Source organism: Streptomyces pseudovenezuelae (genome assembly GCF_001513955.1).
Classification (GTDB): domain Bacteria; phylum Actinomycetota; class Actinomycetes; order Streptomycetales; family Streptomycetaceae; genus Streptomyces; species Streptomyces pseudovenezuelae.
In genome coordinates this window covers 157,678-178,682 of the sequence record NZ_KQ948153.1, presented here as the reverse complement: position 1 = coordinate 178,682, position 21,005 = coordinate 157,678, and the positions used below count along the sequence as shown (strand labels likewise).

The 21,005-nt window shown below is 70.2% G+C and carries 24 protein-coding genes, 1 tRNA gene and 2 pseudogenes; 14 read left to right on the top strand and 13 right to left on the bottom strand.

All coding sequences use genetic code 11. The features are described from left to right. Positions 1–636: 636 nt before the first annotated feature. Positions 637–2,265 (top strand): IclR family transcriptional regulator domain-containing protein, encoded by a 1,629-nt coding sequence (locus AQI94_RS37515; RefSeq protein WP_031056382.1) that lies wholly within the window; start codon positions 637–639, stop codon positions 2,263–2,265. 19 nt (positions 2,266–2,284) lie between these two features. On the opposite strand, the pseudogene AQI94_RS37510 reads toward AQI94_RS37515, so the two are convergent. Then, positions 2,285–2,593, bottom strand: a pseudogene (locus AQI94_RS37510) (response regulator transcription factor); the annotation flags it as partial. 191 nt (positions 2,594–2,784) lie between these two features. Here AQI94_RS37510 and AQI94_RS37505 point away from each other — a divergent pair. The 6 genes from AQI94_RS37505 (at position 2,785) to AQI94_RS37480 (ending at position 7,036) form a co-directional block, all read left to right on the top strand. After that, complete coding sequence (locus AQI94_RS37505) at positions 2,785–3,696, top strand: alpha/beta hydrolase (protein WP_031056376.1); 912 nt, start codon at positions 2,785–2,787, stop codon at positions 3,694–3,696. Positions 3,697–3,732: 36 nt separating this feature from the next. Beyond that, complete coding sequence (locus tag AQI94_RS37500) at positions 3,733–4,332, top strand: flavodoxin family protein (protein ID WP_031056373.1); 600 nt, start codon at positions 3,733–3,735, stop codon at positions 4,330–4,332. A 52-nt stretch (positions 4,333–4,384) separates the two neighbouring features. Beyond that, entirely contained in the window at positions 4,385–4,774 is a 390-nt protein-coding gene (locus tag AQI94_RS37495) for a nuclear transport factor 2 family protein (protein WP_031056370.1), read from the top strand. A gap of 25 nt (positions 4,775–4,799) precedes the next feature. Then, positions 4,800–5,498 carry a type 1 glutamine amidotransferase domain-containing protein gene (locus AQI94_RS37490; RefSeq protein WP_031056368.1) on the top strand — a complete coding sequence of 233 codons (699 nt, stop codon included), beginning with the start codon at positions 4,800–4,802 and terminating at the stop codon, positions 5,496–5,498. Positions 5,499–5,595: 97 nt separating this feature from the next. Next, entirely contained in the window at positions 5,596–6,033 is a 438-nt protein-coding gene (locus tag AQI94_RS37485; protein ID WP_051832765.1) for a PPOX class F420-dependent oxidoreductase, read from the top strand. Positions 6,034–6,166: 133 nt separating this feature from the next. Beyond that, complete coding sequence (locus AQI94_RS37480; RefSeq protein ID WP_031056362.1) at positions 6,167–7,036, top strand: helix-turn-helix domain-containing protein; 870 nt, start codon at positions 6,167–6,169, stop codon at positions 7,034–7,036. Between the two features lie 229 nt (positions 7,037–7,265). Here the strand turns inward: AQI94_RS37480 and AQI94_RS37475 are convergent, their stop codons facing one another. Continuing rightward, complete coding sequence (locus tag AQI94_RS37475; protein ID WP_031056360.1) at positions 7,266–8,135, bottom strand: helix-turn-helix transcriptional regulator; 870 nt, start codon at positions 8,133–8,135, stop codon at positions 7,266–7,268. Positions 8,136–8,361: 226 nt separating this feature from the next. Here AQI94_RS37475 and AQI94_RS37470 point away from each other — a divergent pair, with 226 nt between their 5' ends. The 6 genes from AQI94_RS37470 (at position 8,362) to AQI94_RS37445 (ending at position 14,124) form a co-directional block, all read left to right on the top strand. Continuing rightward, the gene (locus AQI94_RS37470; protein WP_031056357.1) at positions 8,362–8,694 is read left to right on the top strand and encodes a carboxymuconolactone decarboxylase family protein; all 333 of its coding nucleotides are present in this window, start codon (positions 8,362–8,364) and stop codon (positions 8,692–8,694) included. Positions 8,695–8,756: 62 nt separating this feature from the next. Next, positions 8,757–9,773 (top strand): zinc-dependent alcohol dehydrogenase family protein, encoded by a 1,017-nt coding sequence (locus AQI94_RS37465; protein WP_031056355.1) that lies wholly within the window; start codon positions 8,757–8,759, stop codon positions 9,771–9,773. A 23-nt stretch (positions 9,774–9,796) separates the two neighbouring features. Continuing rightward, complete coding sequence (locus AQI94_RS46480; RefSeq protein WP_318658134.1) at positions 9,797–10,426, top strand: DUF2255 family protein; 630 nt, start codon at positions 9,797–9,799, stop codon at positions 10,424–10,426. Between the two features lie 85 nt (positions 10,427–10,511). Continuing rightward, positions 10,512–12,098: a Na+/H+ antiporter gene (locus AQI94_RS37455; RefSeq protein WP_031056350.1), complete on the top strand. Its 1,587-nt coding sequence runs from the start codon at positions 10,512–10,514 to the stop codon at positions 12,096–12,098. 47 nt (positions 12,099–12,145) lie between these two features. Then, the gene (locus tag AQI94_RS37450) at positions 12,146–13,117 is read left to right on the top strand and encodes an amidohydrolase family protein (protein WP_031056347.1); all 972 of its coding nucleotides are present in this window, start codon (positions 12,146–12,148) and stop codon (positions 13,115–13,117) included. Positions 13,118–13,137: 20 nt separating this feature from the next. Then, the gene (locus AQI94_RS37445; protein WP_031056344.1) at positions 13,138–14,124 is read left to right on the top strand and encodes an aldo/keto reductase; all 987 of its coding nucleotides are present in this window, start codon (positions 13,138–13,140) and stop codon (positions 14,122–14,124) included. Positions 14,125–14,133: 9 nt separating this feature from the next. Here the strand turns inward: AQI94_RS37445 and AQI94_RS46145 are convergent, their stop codons facing one another. Together AQI94_RS46145 and AQI94_RS46140 are read right to left on the bottom strand one after the other, a co-directional pair. Continuing rightward, positions 14,134–14,220 (bottom strand): hypothetical protein, encoded by an 87-nt coding sequence (locus AQI94_RS46145; RefSeq protein WP_234438841.1) that lies wholly within the window; start codon positions 14,218–14,220, stop codon positions 14,134–14,136. 22 nt (positions 14,221–14,242) lie between these two features. Next, positions 14,243–14,341 (bottom strand): annotated as a pseudogene (locus AQI94_RS46140) (NADP-dependent oxidoreductase); the annotation flags it as partial. Between the two features lie 505 nt (positions 14,342–14,846). On the opposite strand from AQI94_RS46140, the gene AQI94_RS37440 reads away from it, so the two are divergent. Beyond that, positions 14,847–14,922 (top strand) — tRNA-Arg (locus AQI94_RS37440). A gap of 82 nt (positions 14,923–15,004) precedes the next feature. On the opposite strand, the gene AQI94_RS37435 is transcribed toward AQI94_RS37440, so the two are convergent. The 9 genes from AQI94_RS37435 to AQI94_RS37395 form a co-directional block, all read right to left on the bottom strand. Beyond that, positions 15,005–16,156 carry a tyrosine-type recombinase/integrase gene (locus AQI94_RS37435; protein WP_031056343.1) on the bottom strand — a complete coding sequence of 384 codons (1,152 nt, stop codon included), beginning with the start codon at positions 16,154–16,156 and terminating at the stop codon, positions 15,005–15,007. Continuing rightward, positions 16,156–16,338 carry a helix-turn-helix domain-containing protein gene (locus AQI94_RS37430; protein ID WP_031056340.1) on the bottom strand — a complete coding sequence of 61 codons (183 nt, stop codon included), beginning with the start codon at positions 16,336–16,338 and terminating at the stop codon, positions 16,156–16,158. Before AQI94_RS37430 ends, AQI94_RS37435 begins: the two co-directional genes overlap by 1 nt. After that, entirely contained in the window at positions 16,331–17,653 is a 1,323-nt protein-coding gene (locus AQI94_RS37425) for a replication initiator (RefSeq protein WP_062230178.1), read from the bottom strand. Before AQI94_RS37425 ends, AQI94_RS37430 begins: the two co-directional genes overlap by 8 nt. Positions 17,654–17,775: 122 nt before the next feature. Then, the gene (locus tag AQI94_RS37420; protein ID WP_031059717.1) at positions 17,776–18,024 is read right to left on the bottom strand and encodes a hypothetical protein; all 249 of its coding nucleotides are present in this window, start codon (positions 18,022–18,024) and stop codon (positions 17,776–17,778) included. A gap of 25 nt (positions 18,025–18,049) precedes the next feature. After that, complete coding sequence (locus AQI94_RS37415; protein ID WP_031059715.1) at positions 18,050–18,244, bottom strand: hypothetical protein; 195 nt, start codon at positions 18,242–18,244, stop codon at positions 18,050–18,052. A gap of 15 nt (positions 18,245–18,259) precedes the next feature. Continuing rightward, positions 18,260–18,451, bottom strand: coding sequence for a mobile element transfer protein (locus tag AQI94_RS37410; RefSeq protein WP_031059711.1), 192 nt, complete (start codon positions 18,449–18,451; stop codon positions 18,260–18,262). Positions 18,452–18,463: 12 nt separating this feature from the next. Next, complete coding sequence (locus tag AQI94_RS37405) at positions 18,464–19,084, bottom strand: DUF2637 domain-containing protein (RefSeq protein ID WP_031059709.1); 621 nt, start codon at positions 19,082–19,084, stop codon at positions 18,464–18,466. An 81-nt stretch (positions 19,085–19,165) separates the two neighbouring features. Then, positions 19,166–20,542, bottom strand: coding sequence for an FtsK/SpoIIIE domain-containing protein (locus AQI94_RS37400; RefSeq protein WP_031059706.1), 1,377 nt, complete (start codon positions 20,540–20,542; stop codon positions 19,166–19,168). Further along, the gene (locus AQI94_RS37395) at positions 20,542–20,898 is read right to left on the bottom strand and encodes an SCO3933 family regulatory protein (RefSeq protein WP_031059703.1); all 357 of its coding nucleotides are present in this window, start codon (positions 20,896–20,898) and stop codon (positions 20,542–20,544) included. The genes AQI94_RS37400 and AQI94_RS37395 overlap by 1 nt, the downstream gene beginning before the upstream one ends. Between the last annotated feature and the right edge of the window lie 107 nt (positions 20,899–21,005).

Below are 21,005 nucleotides of genomic sequence, written 5' to 3'. Positions count from 1 at the left end.
GGGGTTCTCTGTAGGGGCTGCGGCTATCCGCGGGGGCGGGGCAGTTTGCGGAGGCCGGGGCACTCCGGCAAGGGCCGTGGCGCTCCGGCAAGGGCCAGGGCATTCGTGGGGACCGGGAACTCCGCAGGGCTTGTGGCACTCCGGCATGAGCCAGGGCACTCGTCGGCGGCCGGGGAACGCCGGCAAGGGCCAGGGCATTCGTGGGGACCGGGAACTCCGCAGGGCTTGTGGCACTCCGGCATGAGCCAGGGCACTCGTCGGCGGCCGGGGAACGCCGGCAAGGCTCGGGGAACTCCGCAAAACCCACACTCCACAGGACGCGGAACCAGTCCGCAGGACCCATGGCACCCCGGCAAGAGCCGGGGCACTCGTCGGAGGCTGGGCCCTCCGCAAGGCCCCGGGCTTTCGTCGGGGGCCGGGGAACTCCGCAAGGCCCGTGGCTCTCGGCAAGGCCCGTGGCACTCCGACAAGAGCCAGCGCACTCGTCGGCGGCCGGGGAGCTCCGGCAAGAGCCGAAGAACTCCGCCGGGCCCGGCAACCTCGCAGGACCCGGGGCGCTCCGCGGCACCCGTGGCACTCGGCAAGGCCCGGGGCGGATTACCGTAGGCCTGCCGCGAACGCCGTACCGGAGAGCCGATGCCCGCTGAGACGACCACTCCCCCGCCGGTACCGGAGGCCGCCGTGCCGGCCGAGGCGGTCGCGCCGCTGATCCGCGGGGTCAGGGTGCTGCGGGAGCTGACCGAGGCGGGCGGGACGCTGAGCCTGAGCGGCCTGGAACGGGCGACGGGCCTGGCACGCTCCACGGTCGACCGCATCACGTCGACGCTGGCCCGCATGGGATACGTCCGTCTCGACGGCCGGGACGCGGTGACGACCCCACGTCTCATGGAGCTCGGCAACGCCTATCTCGCCGCCCTGCGCCTGCCCGCCCTGCTCTCCCCGCGGGCCGACGCCCTCGCCGACGAGCTGGACGAGTCGGTGTCGCTGGCCGTCGCCGACCGTGACGGCATCCGCTTCATCCACCAGGCCACCCGCCGCCGCGCGATGTCCCTGAGCTTCCGCATCGGCGACCTGCTCCCCGCCGAACGCACCGCGCCGGGGCCCCTGTTCGCCTCAGAGTGGACCGACGAGAACTGGCGGGCCTGGCGCGAACGCCGGGCGGCGGACCCGGTGAACCGGGGCTTCTCGGCCGTACCCCCGCGGGAACTCCCCTTTCCTGACAGTGAGTTCGAGGCGAGGGCGGCGCAGGCGGGCCGGGACGGCTGGGCGCTGGACGACCAGTTGATCGAACCGGGTCTGGTGGCGGTCTCCGTGCCCGTACGCGATCCGCGCACCGGCCGTATCGCCTGCGTGGCGAACGTCGTGAGCCACACCAGCCGCCACACCGCGGCGGACCTGCGCGACACCCTGCTGCCGCGACTGCGGGCGACGGTGGCCGAGATGGAACGCGAACTGGCCGCCGCCCCGGACCCGGACCCGGGCCCGCCGCCCTCGGGATCGGCCGCCTGGATCGGCGCGTCCAAGCACGAACTGGGCCGGGAGTTCATCGAGTCGCTCGCGCGCGGTCTGACGGTCCTGACGGCGTTCGGCGAGGGCAGGGCCGCGCTGACGCTGACGGACGTGGCACGGGCGACCGGCCTGGCACGGGCGACCGCCCGCCGGGCTCTGATCACCTACGAGCACCTGGGCCTGGTCCGCGGACAGCCGGAGTCCCGCACCTTCGGCCTCACCCCCCGGGTGCTGTCGCTGGGCTTCCCGCCGCTGTCCCGTACGTCCCTGCCGCGCATCGCCGCGCCCCACCTGGCGGACCTGTCGGCACGGGTGGGCGAGTCGACGGCGCTGGCGGTCCTGGTGTCCTCGGGACCGACCGCCGAGATCCAGTACACGGCACGTGCGGTGTCCCCCCGGATCATGGGTGTGGACATCAGGGTGGGCACCCGGCTGCCGGCCGCGGCGACCTCCCTGGGCCGGGTCCTGCTGTCGGACCCGGAGGACTCCGCCGCCTCCGCCGGCTTCGCCCGTGTCCGCTCCCAGGGTTACGCCCTGCTGGACGAGGCCTGGGAGGACGGCCTGCGCACCCTCGCCGTCCCCCTGCGCGACCGTACCGGCCGGGCGGTCGCCGCCGTGAACGTGGCGCTGCACGCGGCGGGCCGTACGGCCGAGGAATGCGTGGCGGAGATCCTCCCCGAGCTACGGCTCACGGCGTCCCGTATCGAGCAGGAACTGCACGCGGCGGGCCACTTCACCCGGGTCCCGCTGCTCTGATCCTCGACCCCGAGCGCCGTCACGCCCGCAGGAAGGCCAGGACCGCGAGGACCCGGCGATGGCCGTCGGTGTCCACCGGCAGGTCCAGCTTGTCGAAGATGTTGCCGATGTGCTTGTTCACGGCGGCCTCGCTGATGAACAGCTGCTTGGCGAGCCCGGCATTGGTGCGGCCCTCCGCGATCAGCCCGAGCACCTCGCGCTCCCGTGGGCTCAGCCGCTGCACCAGCCCGGGCAGGCCCGGGAACGCCTCGCGCAGAACGACCGCCGAGCGCAGCCCGCCGTCGCTGAGCGACGGCGGCATGCGTCCGTCGGTGACGATCAGGTCCGGCCGCGGCCACCGAAGAGCGCCGCAGGGTTCATGGAGAACACCAGCACATCGGGAAGATCCGGCTGCCCGGTTATTCATATCCAGGGGACGGTTTCTTCCCCCCATCACGTGTGGACATCATCTCGACACCGGCGAATCATGGTGTGCGGACCGTCAATCGACGGAACCGGGGCGAAAAGGGGACAGGCGCCATGGTCGAGGTCGTTTCGTTCAGGAACAAAGAAGCAGAAATCGCGGGACACCTTCATCTGCCGGAAGAATTCGACGAGAAGAAGAAGTACCCGGCCCTGGTCGGAATTCACCCGGCCGGTGGTGTGAAGGAACAGACCATCGGCGAGTACGCGAAGCGGCTGGCCGCCCACGGATTCGTCACCGTGGTCTACGACTCCTCCTGTCAGGGAGCGAGCGGTGGCGAACCGCGTCTCCTGGAGGACCCCACCACCAGAGTGGAGGACGCCCGCTGCGCGGCGGACTTCCTCAGCACTCTGCCCTACGTCGACACCGAGCGGATGGGTGTCTTCGGCATCTGCGCCGGCGGCGGTTACGCGATCAGCGTGGCGCAGACGGAACGCCGCTTCAAGGCGGTGGCCACGGTCAGCGCGGCCCCGATGGGCGAGGGTTCGCGCGGTTTCCTGGGGCACCTGTCCCCCGTGGCCGAGCAGATCAAGACCCTGGAGATGGTCGCCCAGCAGCGCACGGCGGAGGCACGGGGAGCGGCACCCGCCTACGCTCCCTTCGTCCCGGAGACGCTGGAGGAGATCGACGACAACACGCCGGACCTCCTGCGTGAGGGATACGACTACTACCGCACCCCACGTGGCCGGCACCCCAATTCCAAGGGCCGTTTCCTGCTGACCAGCATGGACAAGATGTACGCCTTCTCGGCGTTCGATCAGATTCCGGAACTCCTGACCCAGCCGCTGCTTCTCATCGCGGGCAGCAAGGCGGACACAAAGGTGTTCAGCGACCAGGCGTACGAACTTTCCAACGGCCCGAAGGAATTGTTCGTCGTCGACGGCGCGACACATATCGCCATGTACGACGTGCCCGAGTACATGGACCAGGCGCTCACCAAAATGGTGAAGTTCTTCGCCGTCCTTTAGCCCCGCCGAAGAAATCATTCAAGGAGAAAGATCACCATGTCCCATTCCGGCGGGCCCGTCGTCGCCATCGCCTTTCATTCGGGCTACGGCCACACGGCCGTCATCGCCGAAGCCGTGGCGCGCGGTGCCACGGGAGCCGGCGCCGAGGTCGTCTCGATCTCCGTCGACACCATCACCGACGAGCAGTGGGCACAGCTGGACGGCGCCGACGCGATCGTCTTCGGCGCGGCGACGTACATGGGCACCGCCTCCGCGGCCTTCCACGCCTTCGCCCAGGCCAGCAGCAAGCGATGGTTCCCGCACGCCTGGGTGGACAAACTCGCCGCGGGTTTCACCAACTCCGGCGCGAAGAGCGGCGACAAGTCCTCCACCCTGGGCTACTTCGCCACCCTGGCCGCCCAGCACGGCATGCACTGGATCAGCCTGGGCCTGCTGCCGGGATGGGACTCCACCAAGGGCAGCGAGGACGACATCAACCGACTGGGGTTCTTCCTCGGCGCCGGCGCGCAGAGCCCGACCGACGCCGGCCCCGAGGCCGTCCACCCGTCGGACATCGCCACCGCGGAGCACCTCGGCGCCCGCGTCGCTCGGCAGGCCGCGATCTTCCGCGCGGGCCGGACCGCCCTCGCCGCCTGATCACCGGCCGCTTCCTTCCGCCCCACCCACCCCCCTCGCGAGGAGTACCCCCATGTCCGATTCCCCGAGCCTCGCCGTCATCCGCCGGGTCTACGAGTCCCGGATGGCACCCGAGGTCACGAAAGAGGTGATGGCCCCGGACTTCGTCTGGGACATCACCCCCGGCTTCCCGAACAGCGGTGTCTACCACGGCTGGGACAGCGTGGCCACGGACTTCTTCGGCCAGATGACGGGCTACGAGTCCTTCGGCGCGGTGCCCGAGGAGTTCTTCGCCGACGACGAGGGCCATGTCTTCGTCTACGGCCACTACCACGCCGAGACGAAGACCGGGAACACGGCCGACGTCCGGTTCCTGCACCTGTGGACCGTCCGGGACGGCCAGGCCGTACGGATGCGGCAGATCGCCGACAGCCACGTCCTCCAGGAAGCCCTCAAGGGCTGACACTCCCCCTCATCAGGAGCTCCCCATGGCGAAGATCCTCTTCGTGATCACCGCGTCCGACCACTGGACGCTGGCCGACGGCACCCGCCAGCCGGCCGGTTTCTGGGCCGAGGAGGCCCTCGGCCCGTACGCCGTCTTCAAGGAGGCCGGCTACGAGATCGCGGCCGCGACCCCCGGCGGCGTACCGCCCACCGCCGATGCCCTCAGTCTCACCGCCGACTTCAACGGCGGCGAGGAAGGCGCCGAGCGCATGCGGACGGCGTTGCGCGAGGCCACCGAGCTGGCGCGTCCGATGCGCATCGAGGACGTCGACATCGACGACTACGCGGCCGTCTTCTACCCCGGCGGCTGGGGCCCGATGGAGGACCTGCCGGACAACGCCGCCTCCGGCAGGCTGCTCACCGACTGGCTCGCCTCCGGCAAGCCGGTCTCCCTGGTCTGCCACGGCCCCGCGGCCCTGCTGGCCACCATCGGCCCCGACGGCACGTCCCCCTTCTCCGGTTACCGCCTGACCGGGCTGTCCAACGCCGAGGAGAAGCAGAACGGTCTCGCGGACCGCGCGAAGTGGCTGCTCCAGGACCGCCTCGTGGGCGAGCTCAAGGCCGACTACCGCGAGGCCGACCCGTTCACCCCGCACGTCCAGGTCGACCGCACCCTCTACACCGGCCAGAACCCGTACTCGGCCACCCCCCTCGCCCAGGAACTCGTCAAAGCACTCAGCTGACGGGCTGTCGTCCAAGCCACGGTTCACCCTTCGGCAGGGACGTCCTGATCCGGCGCACTCATTTCACATGCGCATGCATACAATTATGGTGGGCCCCATGACGACCTCCTCCTCCCTCGCCTCCCCCTCCCCGGACGGCCGTCCCTCCCTCGACGACTGGGTCCGTGCCCTGCTTGACGGCAAGAACTACGCCGGCGTCGCCACCATCGGCCCCGACGGATCCCCGCAGAACTCGGTGGTCTGGATCAAGGGCGAGGGCGACACCGTGCTCTTCTCGTCCCTCGACCACCGCCAGAAGGTGCGCAACCTGCGCCGCGACCCCCGCATCAGTGTCTCGGTCTACGACCTCGCCAACCCCCACACCGCCGTCGAGATCCGGGGAACCGCCGAGATCGTCCCGGACGAGGGCAAGCGCCTCCTGCGCGAGCTCTGGCGGAAGTACCTCGGCGTCGACCTGCCCGCCGCGAAGAACGACGAGGCCCGCGTGATCATCCGCGTCGTGCCGCGGAAAATCATCGGTGTTCCGGGGTCGTGAGGTTCCCGCTCTCAAGGGGGCGGTTCCGCGTGACCGGCCACGAACTCACAAGGATCGTCGCCCCCTGGCCGATCAGCCAGGGGAACGATCCGTCCCCCTCACAAGATGCGGCGTTTGTGCGAGGCTGAAGGTCATGAACCGCAACCCGCATCTGAACGAGCTGGGTGAGTTCCTCAAGGCTCGTCGTGCCGAGCTCACCCCCTCTGATGTCGGTCTGCGCGGCGGGCAGCGGCGGCGTGTGAAGGGTCTGCGCCGTGAGGAAGTGGCACTCCTCGCCGCGATGAGCACCGAGTACTACGCCCGGATCGAACAAGGCCGGCTCCAGGCCTCGGCTCCCCTCCTCGACGAGATCGCGCAGGCCCTGCGACTCAACGACGACCAGCGCACCTACCTCTTCGACCTCGCGGCGAAGGAGCGGGTGCGCCGGTCCGCGTACCGCGAGCGCCAGCAGGTGGACCCGCAGCTGCAGCGCATGCTGGACGACCTCAGCGCCTCCCCGGCCTTCGTCATCGGCCGGTGCACCGACATCCTCGGCTGGAACCGGCTCGCCGCCGCCCTGTGGACCGACTTCGGGAAGTACCCCGAACCGGAGCGGGTGTTCGTCCGGCTGCTGTTCACCGAACCCTGGATGCGCGAGCTGTACGTCGACTGGGAGGAGGTCACCCGGCTGGCCATCGCCCAACTGCGCATGGAGAGCGCGCGCTACCCGGACGACCAGCCTCTCACCGCGCTGGTCGAGGAACTCTCCGCCCGTGACGCGCAGTTCCGGCAGTGGTGGACCGAACACGACGTCGCGATGCGGGGCCAGGGCGTCAAGAAACTGCGCCACCCGGTGGTCGGCGAGCTGACACTCGACTGGAACACACTCACCTGTGGCACGGACCCCGACCAGCACATCATCGTGTGGAACGCCGAACCCGGCACACCGTCCCACGACGGGCTGCGCCTCCTCGCCTCCTGGGCCGCCGACCAGAAGCCGACAGCGTCCGACGCGGCGACCTGAACGCTTCTGCGGGGGGCCAGGATGCCCTGGACGAGATCGAACAGCGCCGTCCGGCCACCCACCCGCGAGGGCATGGGCCTGCTCCTCACCGACGCGGGCCGCGAGGCCGCGAGGCCGCGGCGAAGCTCTCGGCCGGCGGACGGACCCCACGTTCCAACGCCCGGGGCCCGCGCTCGTCGCCCACGATCCGGGGCGTGCGCCCTACCCGTACCGGCCCCGGAGGCCTGGCTCAGGCTGCCGCGTCCTCAGGGGGCTGATCCGGGTCCGCGGTCCACGACGCCAGGAACAGCAGCCCGTCGTGGGACGGGGCCCCGGGAGCGGCGGTCGCGATCAACAGCTTCTGCGTGGGGTCGGCGGTACAGGTCAGGCTGTCCCAGTCGAGGGTGAGGTCGCCGACGATCGGGTGACGCACCCTCTTGGTGCCCATCCGCAGGCCGTTCATCTGGCGGCCCGCCCACCACTGCCTGAAGTCGGCGTCGGCGACCGACAACTCACCGACGAGTGCCGCCAGCCCAGGATCGCCGGGGTGCCGGGCGGCCTCCAGACGCAGCTGGGTCACACAGGTCCGGGCGTTCGTCCGCCAGTCGAGGCAGAGCTCCCGGAAGGCGGGGTCGGTGAACATCAGCCGCGCGTAGTTGCGCCGCTTGGCGGGGACCTTGTCGAAGTCGGTGAGCAGAGCTGCCGCCAACGGGTTCCAGGCGAGGACGTCCAGGTGCCGGCCGATGACGAGTGCGGGGGTCGTGGACAGCTCGTCCAGGATGCGTCTGAGCTGCGGGTGAACCTTCTGCACCGGTCGCCGGCGCGGTTCGCGGACTCCCGCCGCGGCCAACTCGAACAGGTGGTCGCGCTGGGCGTCGTCGAGGTGCAGGACGCGCGCGAGGGTGGCGATCACCGTCGTCGGCACGGGGGCGCGCCCCTGTTCCAGCCGCGTGTAGGCGTGGGTGCTGATGCCCGCGAGGCGGGCGACCTCCTCACGGCGCAGCCCGGGCACTCGCCGGGGTGCCCCGGACTCGGGCAGACCGACGGTCCGCGGGCCGAGTTGGGCCCGGCACACCTTGAGGAATTCTCCCAGCTCGTTCGGATGCGCGTCGCCGGTCATAGCGCCAGTGTGGCATCGCTCGGACGCCGGAAGGGGGGTAAGGATTTCTCCCCTGGATAAGGGGTTCCCCGGGTGGAATTCTCCCCTTTGCGGGTTCCCGGGGAAATGCCAAAGTCGGTGGCATGCCGGGCTGCCGGGATGACGAGCGACCTCTGGAATGCAGATCGGGCTTTCACCGGCGACCCGCACCGTCCCCCCACTCGAATCCACGCAGGAGCACCACCTCATGCCCGAACGGAAGAAGTTCGCCCCGCCGGCCATCCAGGAGTTCGCCCCCAAGCTCGCGGAGGTGACCGACACCGTTCTCTTCGGCGACATCTGGGAGCGGCCGGGCCTGTCCCCGCGCGATCGCAGCCTCGTCACCGTCACCGCGCTGGCCTCCCTGTACCGGGCCGATCAGCTCGGCTTCCACCTCGGCAAGGCCCTGGAGAACGGTGTCACCAAGGACGAGCTGATCGAGGTCATCACCCACCTGGCCTTCTACGCCGGATGGCCCAACGCCATGACCGCGATGACACAGCTCAAGGAAATCGTCGAGAAGGCGGAGCAGCCGGGCTGACGCCCGAGGGAAGCCCCCGCCCCTGACTGCACGACACACGCGACGAGAGCTGGGAAGGCACCATGCGAGCAACCATCATTCACGCGCCGGGGGACATCCGGGTGGAGAATGCCCCCGAGCCGACGATCACGGCACCGACCGACGCGGTCATCCGCACCGTCGCCACCTGCGTGTGCGGCTCCGACCTGTGGAGCTACCGGGGCGTCCTGCTGGTCGCCGAACCGCAGCCGATCGGCCACGAGTACGTCGGCATCGTCGAGGAGGTCGGCAGCGAGGTCTCGTCCGTCCGGCCGGGACAGTTCGTCATCGGTTCCTTCGTGGCCTCCGACAACACCTGCCCGATCTGTCAGGCCGGCTACCAGACCTCCTGCCAACACGCGCAGTGGGTCAACGGCGCCCAGGCCGAGTACGTCCGCATCCCCCTCGCGGACGGCACCCTGGTCGCCACCCCGGAGCACCCGGACGAGGAGCTCGTCCCGAGCCTGCTGACCCTGTCCGACGTCATGGGCACGGGCTGGTACGCCGCCAAGGCCGCCGAGGTCAGGCCCGGTTACACGGCCGTCGTCGTCGGTGACGGCGCGGTCGGCCTGTCCGGGGTCATCGCCGCGAAGGAACTCGGCGCCGAACGCATCATCGCCATGAGCCGGCACGAGTCCCGGCAGAAGCTGGCCCTGGAGTTCGGCGCCACCGACATCGTCACCGAGCGGGGCGAGGAAGGCGTCGCCCGCGTCAAGGAGCTGACGAACGGTGTCGGCGCCGACTCGGTCCTCGAGTGCGTCGGCACGCAGGAGTCGATGCGCCAGGGCCTGCAGTCCGCGCGTCCGGGTGGCAACGTCGGCTTCGTCGGCTTCCCGCACGGTACGCGGATCGACGGGCAGGAGCTCTTCTTCTCCCACGTCGGCCTGCGCGGTGGTCCCGCGCCCGTGCGCGCCTACCTTCCCGACCTGATCAACCGCGTCTTCGACGGCCTTATCAACCCGGGACGGGTCTTCGACCTCACCCTCTCCCTGGACGACGCCGCCGAGGGTTACAAGGCGATGGACGAGCGCCGTGCCATCAAGACGCTGCTGCGTCCGTGACCGGCGCGGCGGGACCGACAGCCATGACCAGCCAGGCGGTCACCACCGTCGAGGCGTACTTGGACGCCTTCGGCGCGCGCGACACGAAGCGGATCCTCTCCCACTTCGCGGCCGACGAGACCTGGACGCATTTCACCGTCACGGACGGCCTGATCACCGACAACCGCGTCTTCGAGGACTCGCTCGGCATCACCCGCGCCCACCTCGGTGAGCCCCTCACCGCCGCTCCCGCCCGAAGACGGCGTCTCCCCCACCGGATCACGAGGACGGGAACCCACCCGATGACCACCTGGACAGGCGACGAGCTCGACCGCATCGCCGGGGCCGACGAACTGGAGATGGCCCCGCTCCGGCGCGACGGCACCCTGCGCCCACCGGTGCCGATCTGGGTCGTCCGTGACGGCGACGACCTGTACGTCCGCTCCTTCCGTGGAACGCGCGGCGGCTGGTGGCGCACCGCCGTCGCGACCCACGCGGGCCACGTCCGCTCCGGCGGCGTCGACAAGGACGTCACGTTCGCCGAGGTGCCGGACCCCGAGACCAACGACCGCCTCGACACGGCGTACCGGAGCAAGTACGGCCGATTCGGCGGGGCGTACGTCGATCCCATGGTGGCGGCGCGTGCCACGACGCTGCGGCTGCTGCCCAGATGACCAGGAAGATTCCCGCCGAACCCGCCGGATCCGCCGAACCCGCCGAGCCGTCACCGCCGGCCGGCCCCGCCACGGAGTAAGTGTCATGCTCGGTCTCGAACTCGTCGTCGTCCTGGGGGCGGCGGTGCTGGCGGGGAACTTCCTGGGACAGCGCTTCCGTGTCGCCCCGCCTGTCGTGCTCCTGGTCCTGGGCGCCCTGATCGGCCTCGTCCCGGCCGTCCGCCAGACCCAACTCCCGCCCGAAGTAGTGCTGTTGCTCTTCCTTCCGGTGCTGCTGTACTGGGAGAGCCTGACCACGTCGATGCGGGAGATCCGGACGAACCTGCGTGGCATCGTCCTGCTCAGCACCGTGCTGGTGATCCTCACCGCGGGGGCGGTGGCGGTCGCCGGGCATGCGCTCGGGCTGCCGTGGGGACCGGCGTGGGCCCTGGGCGCGGCCGTGGCACCGACCGACGCCACGGCGGTGAGCGCCCTGGCCGGGTCCCTGCCGCGCCGTCAGATCACCGTCCTGCGTGCGGAAAGCCTCGTCAACGACGGCACCGCGCTGGTGATCTACGGCCTGGCGGTCGGCATCACCGTGGGCGAGGAACACCTCACCCTCCCCCACGTCGGGGCACTGTTCCTGCTCGCGTACGGCGGCGGGGCCGCGGTCGGTGTCGCGGTCGCCTGGATCAACATGAACCTGCGCCGACGGCTGGACGATCCCCTGCTCGGCAACCTGGTCATGATTCTCGCCCCGTTCACGGCGTATCTGCTGGCCGAGTTGATCCACGCCTCCGGCGTCCTCGCGGTCGTGGTGAGCGGCCTGATCATGGCCCAGGTGGCGCCCGGCCTCATCAGGGCCGAGCACCGCCGCCAGGCGCTGGCCTTCTGGCCGCTGGCCACGTTCATCATCAACGGCGCGCTGTTCGTCCTGGTGGGAGTGGAACTGCAGTACGCGCTGCACCACCTGAGCCGGTCCGACCTGACGGACGCCCTCATCGCGATCGGGGCCGTCAGCGCGGTGCTCGTCGCGGTCCGGTTCGCCTTCCTGTTCTCCTCCGCCTACCTGATCCGCGCGATCGACCGGCGTCCCGAGCAGCGGCTGCGGAGAATGAGCGACCGGGCCCGTGTCGTCAGCGGGCTGGCGGGGTTCCGTGGCGCGGTGTCCCTGGCCGTGGCCCTGTCGGTGCCCGAGACCCTCGACTCCGGAGCGCCCTTCCCGGACCGCGCGTTCATCGTCTTCGTCACCTCCGGCGTCATCGTGGTGACCCTCGTGGTGCAGGGGCTGCTGCTGCCGGGCGTGGTGCGCTGGGCCCGGCTGCCCCGCGACACCTCCGTCGACGAGGAGCAGATCCTCGCCGAAACCACGGCGACCGAGGAGGCCATCAAGGCGCTCCCCCGGCTCGCGACCCAGCTGGGCACCACCCCCAGGGTCGCGGAGTGGCTGCGCCAGGAGTACGAGGCGAACCTGGCGACCGTACGAGCACGGGGCGCGGGCACCGAGGACGATCCCGCCCTGCTCCACAACCGTCATTACTCCGATCTCCGCCTCGCCCTCATCTCCACGAAGCGGGCCACCGTCGTCCGTCTGCGGGACGAGTCGCGGATCGACGACACGGTGCTCCGCCGGCTTCAGGCGGCCCTGGACAACGAAGAGGTCCGGCTGACCGGAGGCGCGCAGGTGGAGTAGCCCCCTGGCCGCCACGTCCCAAGCCCACGAGAAGGAAGCTCGTCGCCATGACCAACGGCCTCATCGACGTCCACGCCCACCACCTGCCCGACTTCTACGTCGAGCAGGCGACCGCGGCCGGCCACGCCCACCCCGACGGCATGGGCGGCTGGCCGTCGTGGTCCGTCCGGGACCATCTGGAGCTGATGGACCGCAACGGCATCGGGACCGCGATGCTCTCCCTGTCCTCCCCCGGCGTGCACTTCGGCGACGACAAGGCGGCCCGCCTCCTGGCCCGGCGCGTCAACGAGTACACCGCCGAACTGGCACGCGACCACCGCGGCCGCTTCGGCACCTTCGTGTCGCTCCCGCTGCCCGACGTGGACGGCACGCTGGAGGAGATCGCCTTCGCCTACGACCAACTGGCCCCGGACGGCGTGGTGTTGCTGACCCACACCCACGGCGTGTACCTCGGCGACGGCCGCCTCGAACCGGTCTTCGCGGAGCTGAACCGCCGGGGAGCCGTGGTCTTCCTGCACCCCACCTCGCCCGTGTGCTGGGAGCAGTCCGCCCTCGACAGGCCGCGCCCGATGGTCGAGTACATCTTCGACACGGCCCGCACCGTCACGGACCTGGTGATGGCGGGCGTCCTGACCCGCCACCCCGACCTGCGGGTGATCGTCCCGCACTGCGGTGGCGCGATCCCCGTCCTGGCCGACCGCATCAACGAGTTCATGCACCTCTTCGTACCGTCCCAAGAGGCGCCCCCGCGCGACGCCGTACAGCAACTGCGCTCCCTGCACTACGACATGGCGGGTACGGCCTTCCCGCGCCAGGTTCCCGCACTGCTGAAGCTCGTCGACCCCGACCGCGTGCTGTTCGGCAGCGACTACTGCTGGACGCCCGCGCCCCTTGCCGACGCTCACATCGCGGCGATCGACACGGCCGCCCCACCGGCCGAAGGCACCACGTGGCGCTCACTCACCACGGCCAACGCCCTGCGCCTGTTCCCGCAAGCTCCGCAGGTTCCGCCACGGTGACACACCCCCAAGGAGGAAAAATGCACACGCGCACTCTCGGACGCGACCTACAGGTCTCCGCCATCGGCCTCGGCGCCATGGGCATGTCCCAGAGTTACGGCCCGAACCCCGGCGACCGCAGCGACATGATCGCCGTACTGCGGGGCGCCGTGGATCTGGGCGTCACGTTCTTCGACACCGCGGAGGTGTACGGCCCCTACGTCAACGAGGAACTCGTCGGCGAGGCCCTGGCCCCCGTGCGCGACCAGGTGGTCATCGCCACCAAGTTCGGATTCCGCATCGAGAACGGGGCGTCCGTCGGGCTGAACAGCCGGCCCGAACAGATCCGTTCCGTCGCGAACGCCTCGCTCAAACGGCTCGGGGTCGAGCGGCTCGACCTGTTCTACCAGCACCGCGTCGACCCGGACGTACCCATCGAAGACGTCGCCGGCACAGTGGGCGAACTCGTGCGGGAGGGCAAGGTCCGCTGCTTCGGACTCTCGGAGGCCGGCGCGCAGACCATCCGACGCGCCCACGCCGTCCACCCCGTGACGGCGGTGCAGAGCGAGTACTCACTGTGGACCCGGGACCCCGAGCCGGAGGTCCTGCCGACATGCGTGGCGCTCGGCATCGGATTCGTACCCTTCAGCCCCCTCGGCAAGGGGTTCCTGACCGGGGCGGTGGACGCCTCGACGCCGTTCGCCGCCAATGACGTACGCACCACAATTCCCCGTTTCACGGCCGAGAACCGGGCGGCGAACCAGACCCTCGTCGAGCACATCGGGGCCCTCGCGACGGCCAAGGACGCCACACCGGGGCAGGTCGCCCTCGCCTGGCTGCTCGCCCAGCATCCGTCGATCGTGCCCATCCCCGGAACCCGCCGCACCGCACGCATCGAGGAGAACTCCGGGGCCACACACGTCCCGCTCTCCGCGGACGAACTGTCGGACCTCAACGAGCTCGCAGGACGGATCGGGGTCCAGGGAGACCGCTACAACGAGCACCACATGTCGCTGGTGGACAAGTAGGGTCCCTGCTCAGCTCCCCCTACGGGCATGGCCGGACTCGATCAGCTCGTGCGCCCTGGCGGCGTCGGCGAGCGGGAGGCTGCGGTCGCCCCGCACGCTCAACCGCCCTTCGGCAGCCGCGCAGGAAGTCGTGGTTGGCCTCGGACACCGTGCCGATCACGGTGCCTCCGCGGGCCACGGCGAGCTGGACGCCGACGGAGCCGACCACACCTGCGGCTTCGTTGCCGCTCGACGCCCTCCTGCGCGCCAACGGCCGTGGCCTCCCGGCCCCGGTCCGACGCATGGAACCACGGAAAGCGACGATCAGCGACGGCGTGCACCGCAATCGCCGCCGCTCCCGGGCCGGGCGGGATCTTGACGACGGCAACCTCAAACGACCCACCGGAGCATCCGCCGAGACCGGGAAGCGATCCAAGGAGCAGAACGGTCCGACCGCCCCCCACCTCCGCCCTCAGCCCCTCGGCTTCCACTCACCTTGCACCACGGTTCGAAGAAACAGCAGGTCAGAGACGCTCCAACTCGCCGCCCCGATCTCCTGTCCCTATACGGAGGCACCTCGCCGACGCGCATCCGCTACGCTGTCCCTGGTCAGTCGTTGGTGCGTCGTGTTGTCCACCCAGGTAGCGCTGCGGCACCCTTCGAACCGCGTCCGACCAGCGGGCTTGTATGCCGCGTCGAAGATCCACACCCTGGATTTTCAACAAGGTTCTCTACAAGCCCCCGCCTTCGTAGCTCAGGGGATAGAGCACCGCTCTCCTAAAGCGGGTGTCGCAGGTTCGAATCCTGCCGGGGGCACCAGCCAAAAGGCCCCGGACCGATCATGGTCCGGGGCCTTTGACATCCACTTTTGACATCAACGAGGGCGATCACTCACGACCGGTCACTGACGACCGGGACGCCTCTTGAGCAGCCGATCCATGTGACTGATGGCCTCCCGTTGGGTGTCCTGCACGACGTGCGTGTACACGTCCATGGTGATGCTGATCTGACTGTGCCCGAGGATCTCCATCACGACGCGGGGCGCCACCCCGGCAGCGGTGAGGAGGGTGGCGGTGCCGTGCCGGGCGTCGTGCAACCGGATCACGCGAAGGCCGGCGGACTGGGCGACGCGGGTGAAGGAGCGGTACACGTTGCGCGGCTCGACCGGGCGGCCGTTCCGGGTGGCGAAGACGTAGCCACCGTCATCCCACGACTCCCCCGCGCGCTGCTTGGCAGCCACCTGCCGCATGCGGTGCCAGCGCAGCGGAGCGATGCACATCGCCGGGAGCGGAAGGGCACGGTTGCGGCGGTTCTTGGTGTCGTCGTCATAGAGGACCCCGCGCCGCCGCTGGGTCTGCTGGCGGATGTACAAAACGCGCTTGTCCAGGTCCACGTCGGTCCAGCGCAGCCCGACGAGTTCGCCGCGCCGCAGTCCCATGGCGATGGCGAGAACGAAAGCCGCGTACATCGGGTCCTTCCGGGAGGCGGCGAGGAAGTCCAAGGTCTCGTCAAGCGTCCAGGGACTCAGCTCGCGCGACGAGGCCCGGGGCGGCTCGACAAGGCCTGCCACGTTCCGTGCGATCAGCTCTTCCCGGCAGGCAGCGGACAGGGCCGTACGCAGCACTCGGTGCGACTCCTTGGCCGTGGCCGCTGTCGTCCTGTTCTCCAGCTGGGTCAGGAAGCGCCGTACGTCGGCGACGCCGAGGGATTCGAGCCGCTTGGAGCCGAGCATGGGCACGAGGTAGAGCCTGACGTGCGCCTCGTACTTGTCGTAGGTGCTGAGCTTCCGGCGAGGCTTGACGATGTTGTCCAGCCAGTAGGGCAGCCAGTCGGAGAGCTTCGCCGAGCGGGTGGGCACGGGTACGCCCTGGTCGACCTTGGCCAGCAGCTCACGGCGCTTGGTGTCGCACTCCTGCCAGGTCTTGCCGTACGCGAACTTGCGGGCTCGGGTGCCGTCCGGCTGGAGGACGTAGACCGCGCACTGATAGCGGCCGTCCTTGCGCTTGGTGATGGTGCCGGCGCCGTTGGGGTTCCGCTTGCGTTGCTGGGCCATCAGGCCGCCGCCTCCAGTTCGTTGGTGATGTACTCGCGGACAGCCCGCGCCGGAATGCGACGGCACCGGCCGATGGTGATCGAGGGCAGGCGACGGGAGCGGATCAGGTCGTAGACCGTGGACCGCCCGAGCTTGAGGCGCGCCATCACGTCGGGCACGGTCAACAGCTCGTCGTCACGCATGGGTTGGCTCTCCTTCTGTACCGAGGGCGGGTTCGAGGGACGCGGACAGCCAGGCTTCGGCGGAGGACAGGCCGGTTCCGGCGAAGACCCAGTGGGCAAGGACGTACGTCGTCTCGGGCTCGGGCCCGTTGGCCGTCGGCGCGGATTGGGCGCGGCGCCATTCGGCGCGTGCGTTGCGGAGTGCGCCAAGGGTGGTGGAGTAGCGGCGGGATTTGGTGGAGAAGTGGCCGCGGAAGCCGAGCATGTGCGCCCAGGGGCGCAGGCGGAGGTGTTCGAGGTCCTTGCGGGCGCCGAGGGTCCAGGCGGTGCGGATGAGTTGGCGGGCGTGGTCGCTGATGTCGAGTTGGGCGAGTTCGGCGACGAACTTGAGGGGGCGGTCGAGGGCGCCTGTGGCTGTTTCGGCGCCCTTGGTGGCGTACTTGGCGATGTAGGAGGCAACGGCTCGTTCGGTCAGCTCCTGGCCGTCGTTGAAGTCGGCGGAGCGAATGGTGCGGACGTCGAGTTGGTCGCCGAAGGTGAAGGTGTGGGTGCGGCCATCGAGGGTGGGGCCGTCCACGCGGACCTTGGAGACGGCCGCTTCTATGGCGTCGGTGAGGAGTTCGGCGGTGGCCCAGGCGGGCGGTGGGGTGCTGCCTCCGCCGGGGCCGTCGAGTCGGATGACCGCGTGGAAGTGGACGGCGCCGCGCTTCTGGTACTCAGCGACCTTGGCGAACGAGACGCGGGCGTGGTCGCGGAGTCGGCGTTGTGAGAGGCCTGCGCGCTTGGCGACCTCCCGGCGGAGGTAGATCGAGAAGCGTCGCCAGAGGTCGCCTGCGTGGGCGTTCCAGAGGACGGCGGCTTCGTAGTCGTAGGTGTCGGGGTTGAGTGGGGTGCCGAGGGTGTCGTCGTGCTGGTCGTGGTGGTGGCCGCAGCGGCAGGGGCGGCCGTCGGTGCGGCGGTTGTGGACCGGGCCGAAGCCGGGGGCGGTGAAGGTGGCGAACACGCGCGGGTGGGCGCCGACCTGTTCGGGGGTCCCCTTGCCGCCGCGGAGTCCGGCGGTGATGAGGTGGAAGGTGTCGCGGCGGTAGACCTCGGCGCAGGCCGGGCAGCGGGTGGTGCGGCGGTTGTTGCAGCGGACGAGGAGTTGGCCGGCGGGGAGGCTGGTCGAGTCGAGCTGGTGGAGGATGCGGCCGATCTCGCCGGTGGTGGTGTCGAGGTCGTATTCGGTGCGGTGGCCGTCGAGGCGTATGGGATGGGTGCAGCCGCCGAGGGTGGAGAGCTGGCGGAGGATACCGGGGAGGGTGCCCTGGGCGGCCAGGTTCGCGAGTTCCGGCACGGGGGCCGGGGTCGTGCGGGTGAAGATGGCGTTTCTCCTTCTGGCTTGCTCGGTCGGGAGGAACAGGCCCCGGGGCGGCGTAATGCTTGGTCGTGTGCCGTCGCCCCGGAGGCCGGGTGGGGTCAGCGCCGGTTGTGGTCGCGGAGCAGGGAGCGCAGGACCACGGCCGCGATGGCGACGGAGATGGCCGTGACGGCGACGGCGGCCAGGAGCGCGGTGAGGACGACTCCGCCGACGACCAGGGCGACGACCGCCTTCTGATCGATGGACACCGACGGCAGCGAGCAACGTGCGGGTGCCGGGTCGGTCGGTGCGGTTTGGGTGTGTGCGGGCGGCGGGGTCGGGTTGTCGGGGTACTTAGGCAGGAACACGACGGAGCCTTTCTTATCTACTCGTCTAGGCATGTGAGCCGTTTGTGACGGTGACGCCCGAGCGTGTGCCGGATTCGATGGCGGGGGCGAGGAAGGTGTGGGAGAGCCAGAATCCGAAGAGGGCGATCAGGACGACGATCCAGGTGCGGACGCCGAGGAACTTGACCGCTCCCCAGGCGAAGAATCCGAGGACGACGACGAGCGGCAGGCTGACGGTCACGGGGCGTGGGTCCTTTCAGCGGACGGGGCAGCGGTGGGTGCGGGCGGCCAGTTCGGCGGCGGCGCGGCTGTCGTAGTCGGCGGAGAAGCCGCAGCGTGGGGCGGTGCAGGCGGCGGTGTGCTTCTCACGGCCCCGGCCGTCGTATGAGGTGGCGACCTGGACGGGGCCGATGCGGGTGACGTTGCGGAAGCGGCGGTTCGCGGACACGCGAGTCTCCTTTCAGAGTTGGGCGGCGATGGCTTCGGCCATGGCGGCCGGGACGCCGAGGCGGGCGCGGAGAGTTGAGGTGTCGATCGGGGTTCCGGTGCGGGTGTGGTGTTCGGCGGCGACCTTGCGGGCGTGGTCGACCAGGGCGACCGGGACCGAGACGGTCGGGGGCGGTGGGGGTGGCTCGCTGGCGGGTTGGTCGGGCGCGGCTTCGGGCTCGTCCTCCTGGTCCTCGACGAGTTCCGTGCCCATCTCGTCCGCGGCCGCCTTGGGCGCCGAGTGCGCGAGAAGGGTCCCGCCGAGGAAGGCGACCGCGGGCCAGCCCGCGACGAGGATGCGCAACCAGGTCGGCACATCGGTCATGTCCAGGAGTCCGGCGGTGGCGACGTTGGCGCCGAGGGAGGCGGTGAGTGCGATGACGAACCAGCACCAGGCCGCCGCTTTGGCCGTACCGGAGCGCAGTCGACGCCATGCGGCGACGAGCAGCAGGTCAACGCTGATCGGGTAGGCCCACGCCTTCCATCCGTCCTGTCCGGTCGCCATGGCGATGTCGTGGATGTGTGCGAAGGACAGTGCGGCGGCGATGAGCGCCTGCACCAACACGGCGTCGACACGGGCCAGATGGGCGCGCACGGTCCGGCTCCTTTCGGTTTCAGGCATGCAGGGGTAGGGACGTGGCGCGAGGCGGTCACGCCGACCGGGTTGAGGTGAGCGTCAGTCGATGACCGGGTGCGGCAGAGCTGCCGGGGCCGGGGTCTCGACGGGACGTGTGGGGACGTCGGGCTGGAAGGGCTTGAGCGCGGGCAGGTCGGGGACCAGGTGCGCCGATTCCCGGCAGAGCTCGGCGGCGTCGCCGAGGGTGAGGTACGGGGTGCGGATGCGGGACCAGCCGCCGGAGGTGTCGCCCGCGACGGCGAGGCCGGGCAGTTCGGGGGCGATGGCGCAGGCGGCGTCGACTGCTTCCGGGGCGATGTCACCGAGGGCCATCTTGGCGGAGGCTTCGTCGTTGACGCGGTGGCAGACGCGGCCGGTGAGCTGGGCGCGGAGCATGGTGGCGCCCTTGCCGAGTTCGGCGCCGAAGCGCTGCCCGCAGACTTCGAGGTAGATGCCGGCCGCGCGGCCGAGCTGGGCGAGGCGGATGAGCTGGGTGACCATCTCGTCGCGGCGTTCCTCGTCCTTGCGGGTGGCGGTGAGGAAGAGTTCGGCCACCTCGTCGACGAACAGGACGATGGGGACGGGCCGTTCGCTCTCGGGCAGGCCCCAGATGTCGGAGGTGATCTCCTCGTCCGGGGTGTCGGGCGCGATGCCCTGCCGGGCCTTGATCAGGTCGTATCGGTCCTCCATTTCCTTGACCAGCGCGGGCAGCAGGTCTGCGGCTTCGTCCGGGGCGGTAGCGAGGGCGGACAGGCGGGCGGCGAAGGGCGCCAGTTCGACGCCCCTCTTGCAGTCGATGCCGACGAGGGCAACGGGCTGTTGAGCCAGTCCGGCGATGAGGTGGCGCAGGTACATGGACTTGCCGGACAGGGTTGCGCCGAGGGTGAGTTGGTGGGGAACGGTCCGGTAGTCCCGCACAAAGGGCATGGCGTCCTCCCGCAGAGCGACCGGCACCTTGAGGAACCCGGATTCGGTGTTGCGAGGCATGCGGACCCGCCGTAGGACGTCGTAGCCGACGAGCCGCAGTTCGACGACACCGGGCTTGATTGTGGTGACGTAGACGGCGTGGACTCCCCAGGCGTGCCGCAGCCGTTCGGCCGAGGCGGCGACGTCTGCGGGTTCCTGGCCGGGGGCGAGCCGCAGCCGGAGGCGCAGCCCGGTCGAGGTGGGCCGGATGATGCCCCGGCGGGGCGGGACCGGCCGGACTTCACGCCGGGTGGTGGCCTTGACGGCGAGGACCCGCAGCCGGGACGGGGCGACGGTCAGGCCGCAGGCCTCCATGACGGAGCTGTAGGAGCTGAGCAGGCGGGCGGTGGATATCGGGCCGCCGATGGCGGACCAGTAGAGGGCCGGGTACTTGGCCCGGGTGTAGGCGGTCCCGCCGCCGAGCGCGGCGAGGGGACCACCTACCTCCAGGAGTGTCGTCAGGTCGGTCATCAGGCGGTGGCCCCCATGGCGGCCGGGAACGCGGCCGGGGTGACGGCGGCGGCCCGGTAAGCGATGCCGTGGCGCTGCTGGCCGTTGAACACGGACTCCCACGGCCGGGCGACGAGCCCCGGCAGCGAGACCGGAGCACCGAGGTTCAGGCCCTCGGAGACACCGCCCTCTGGCACGGTGACCTTGATCAGCGAGGACTCGCCGTCCTCGATGTAGACGACGCCGATGGTCATCAGCGCCTCACCGCTGACGGCGTCCTTGGCGATCTCGCCGGTCTGACGGTCGCGGACCTTGGGCTCAGGAGCCTCGGTCAGGAGGATCGTGGCGGCGGAGGTCTCAACACGGATGGTACGCAAGACAGTTTTCCTATCTACTCGTCTATACATGTAGCGATCTGTGAACCCGATCTCCCGGGGTCACGACGATCACCCTGACACACAACTTGCCCACTCGTCTATACGAG

Coding starts and splice junctions, on each gene's coding strand:
- AQI94_RS37515 (WP_031056382.1), top strand. CDS start 637: ATGCCCGCTGAGACGACCACTCCCCCGCCGGTACCGGAGGCCGCCGTG.
- AQI94_RS37505 (WP_031056376.1), top strand. CDS start 2,785: ATGGTCGAGGTCGTTTCGTTCAGGAACAAAGAAGCAGAAATCGCGGGA.
- AQI94_RS37500 (WP_031056373.1), top strand. CDS start 3,733: ATGTCCCATTCCGGCGGGCCCGTCGTCGCCATCGCCTTTCATTCGGGC.
- AQI94_RS37495 (WP_031056370.1), top strand. CDS start 4,385: ATGTCCGATTCCCCGAGCCTCGCCGTCATCCGCCGGGTCTACGAGTCC.
- AQI94_RS37490 (WP_031056368.1), top strand. CDS start 4,800: ATGGCGAAGATCCTCTTCGTGATCACCGCGTCCGACCACTGGACGCTG.
- AQI94_RS37485 (WP_051832765.1), top strand. CDS start 5,596: ATGACGACCTCCTCCTCCCTCGCCTCCCCCTCCCCGGACGGCCGTCCC.
- AQI94_RS37480 (WP_031056362.1), top strand. CDS start 6,167: ATGAACCGCAACCCGCATCTGAACGAGCTGGGTGAGTTCCTCAAGGCT.
- AQI94_RS37475 (WP_031056360.1), bottom strand. CDS start 8,135: ATGACCGGCGACGCGCATCCGAACGAGCTGGGAGAATTCCTCAAGGTG.
- AQI94_RS37470 (WP_031056357.1), top strand. CDS start 8,362: ATGCCCGAACGGAAGAAGTTCGCCCCGCCGGCCATCCAGGAGTTCGCC.
- AQI94_RS37465 (WP_031056355.1), top strand. CDS start 8,757: ATGCGAGCAACCATCATTCACGCGCCGGGGGACATCCGGGTGGAGAAT.
- AQI94_RS46480 (WP_318658134.1), top strand. CDS start 9,797: ATGACCAGCCAGGCGGTCACCACCGTCGAGGCGTACTTGGACGCCTTC.
- AQI94_RS37455 (WP_031056350.1), top strand. CDS start 10,512: ATGCTCGGTCTCGAACTCGTCGTCGTCCTGGGGGCGGCGGTGCTGGCG.
- AQI94_RS37450 (WP_031056347.1), top strand. CDS start 12,146: ATGACCAACGGCCTCATCGACGTCCACGCCCACCACCTGCCCGACTTC.
- AQI94_RS37445 (WP_031056344.1), top strand. CDS start 13,138: ATGCACACGCGCACTCTCGGACGCGACCTACAGGTCTCCGCCATCGGC.
- AQI94_RS37435 (WP_031056343.1), bottom strand. CDS start 16,156: ATGGCCCAGCAACGCAAGCGGAACCCCAACGGCGCCGGCACCATCACC.
- AQI94_RS37430 (WP_031056340.1), bottom strand. CDS start 16,338: ATGCGTGACGACGAGCTGTTGACCGTGCCCGACGTGATGGCGCGCCTC.
- AQI94_RS37400 (WP_031059706.1), bottom strand. CDS start 20,542: ATGACCGACCTGACGACACTCCTGGAGGTAGGTGGTCCCCTCGCCGCG.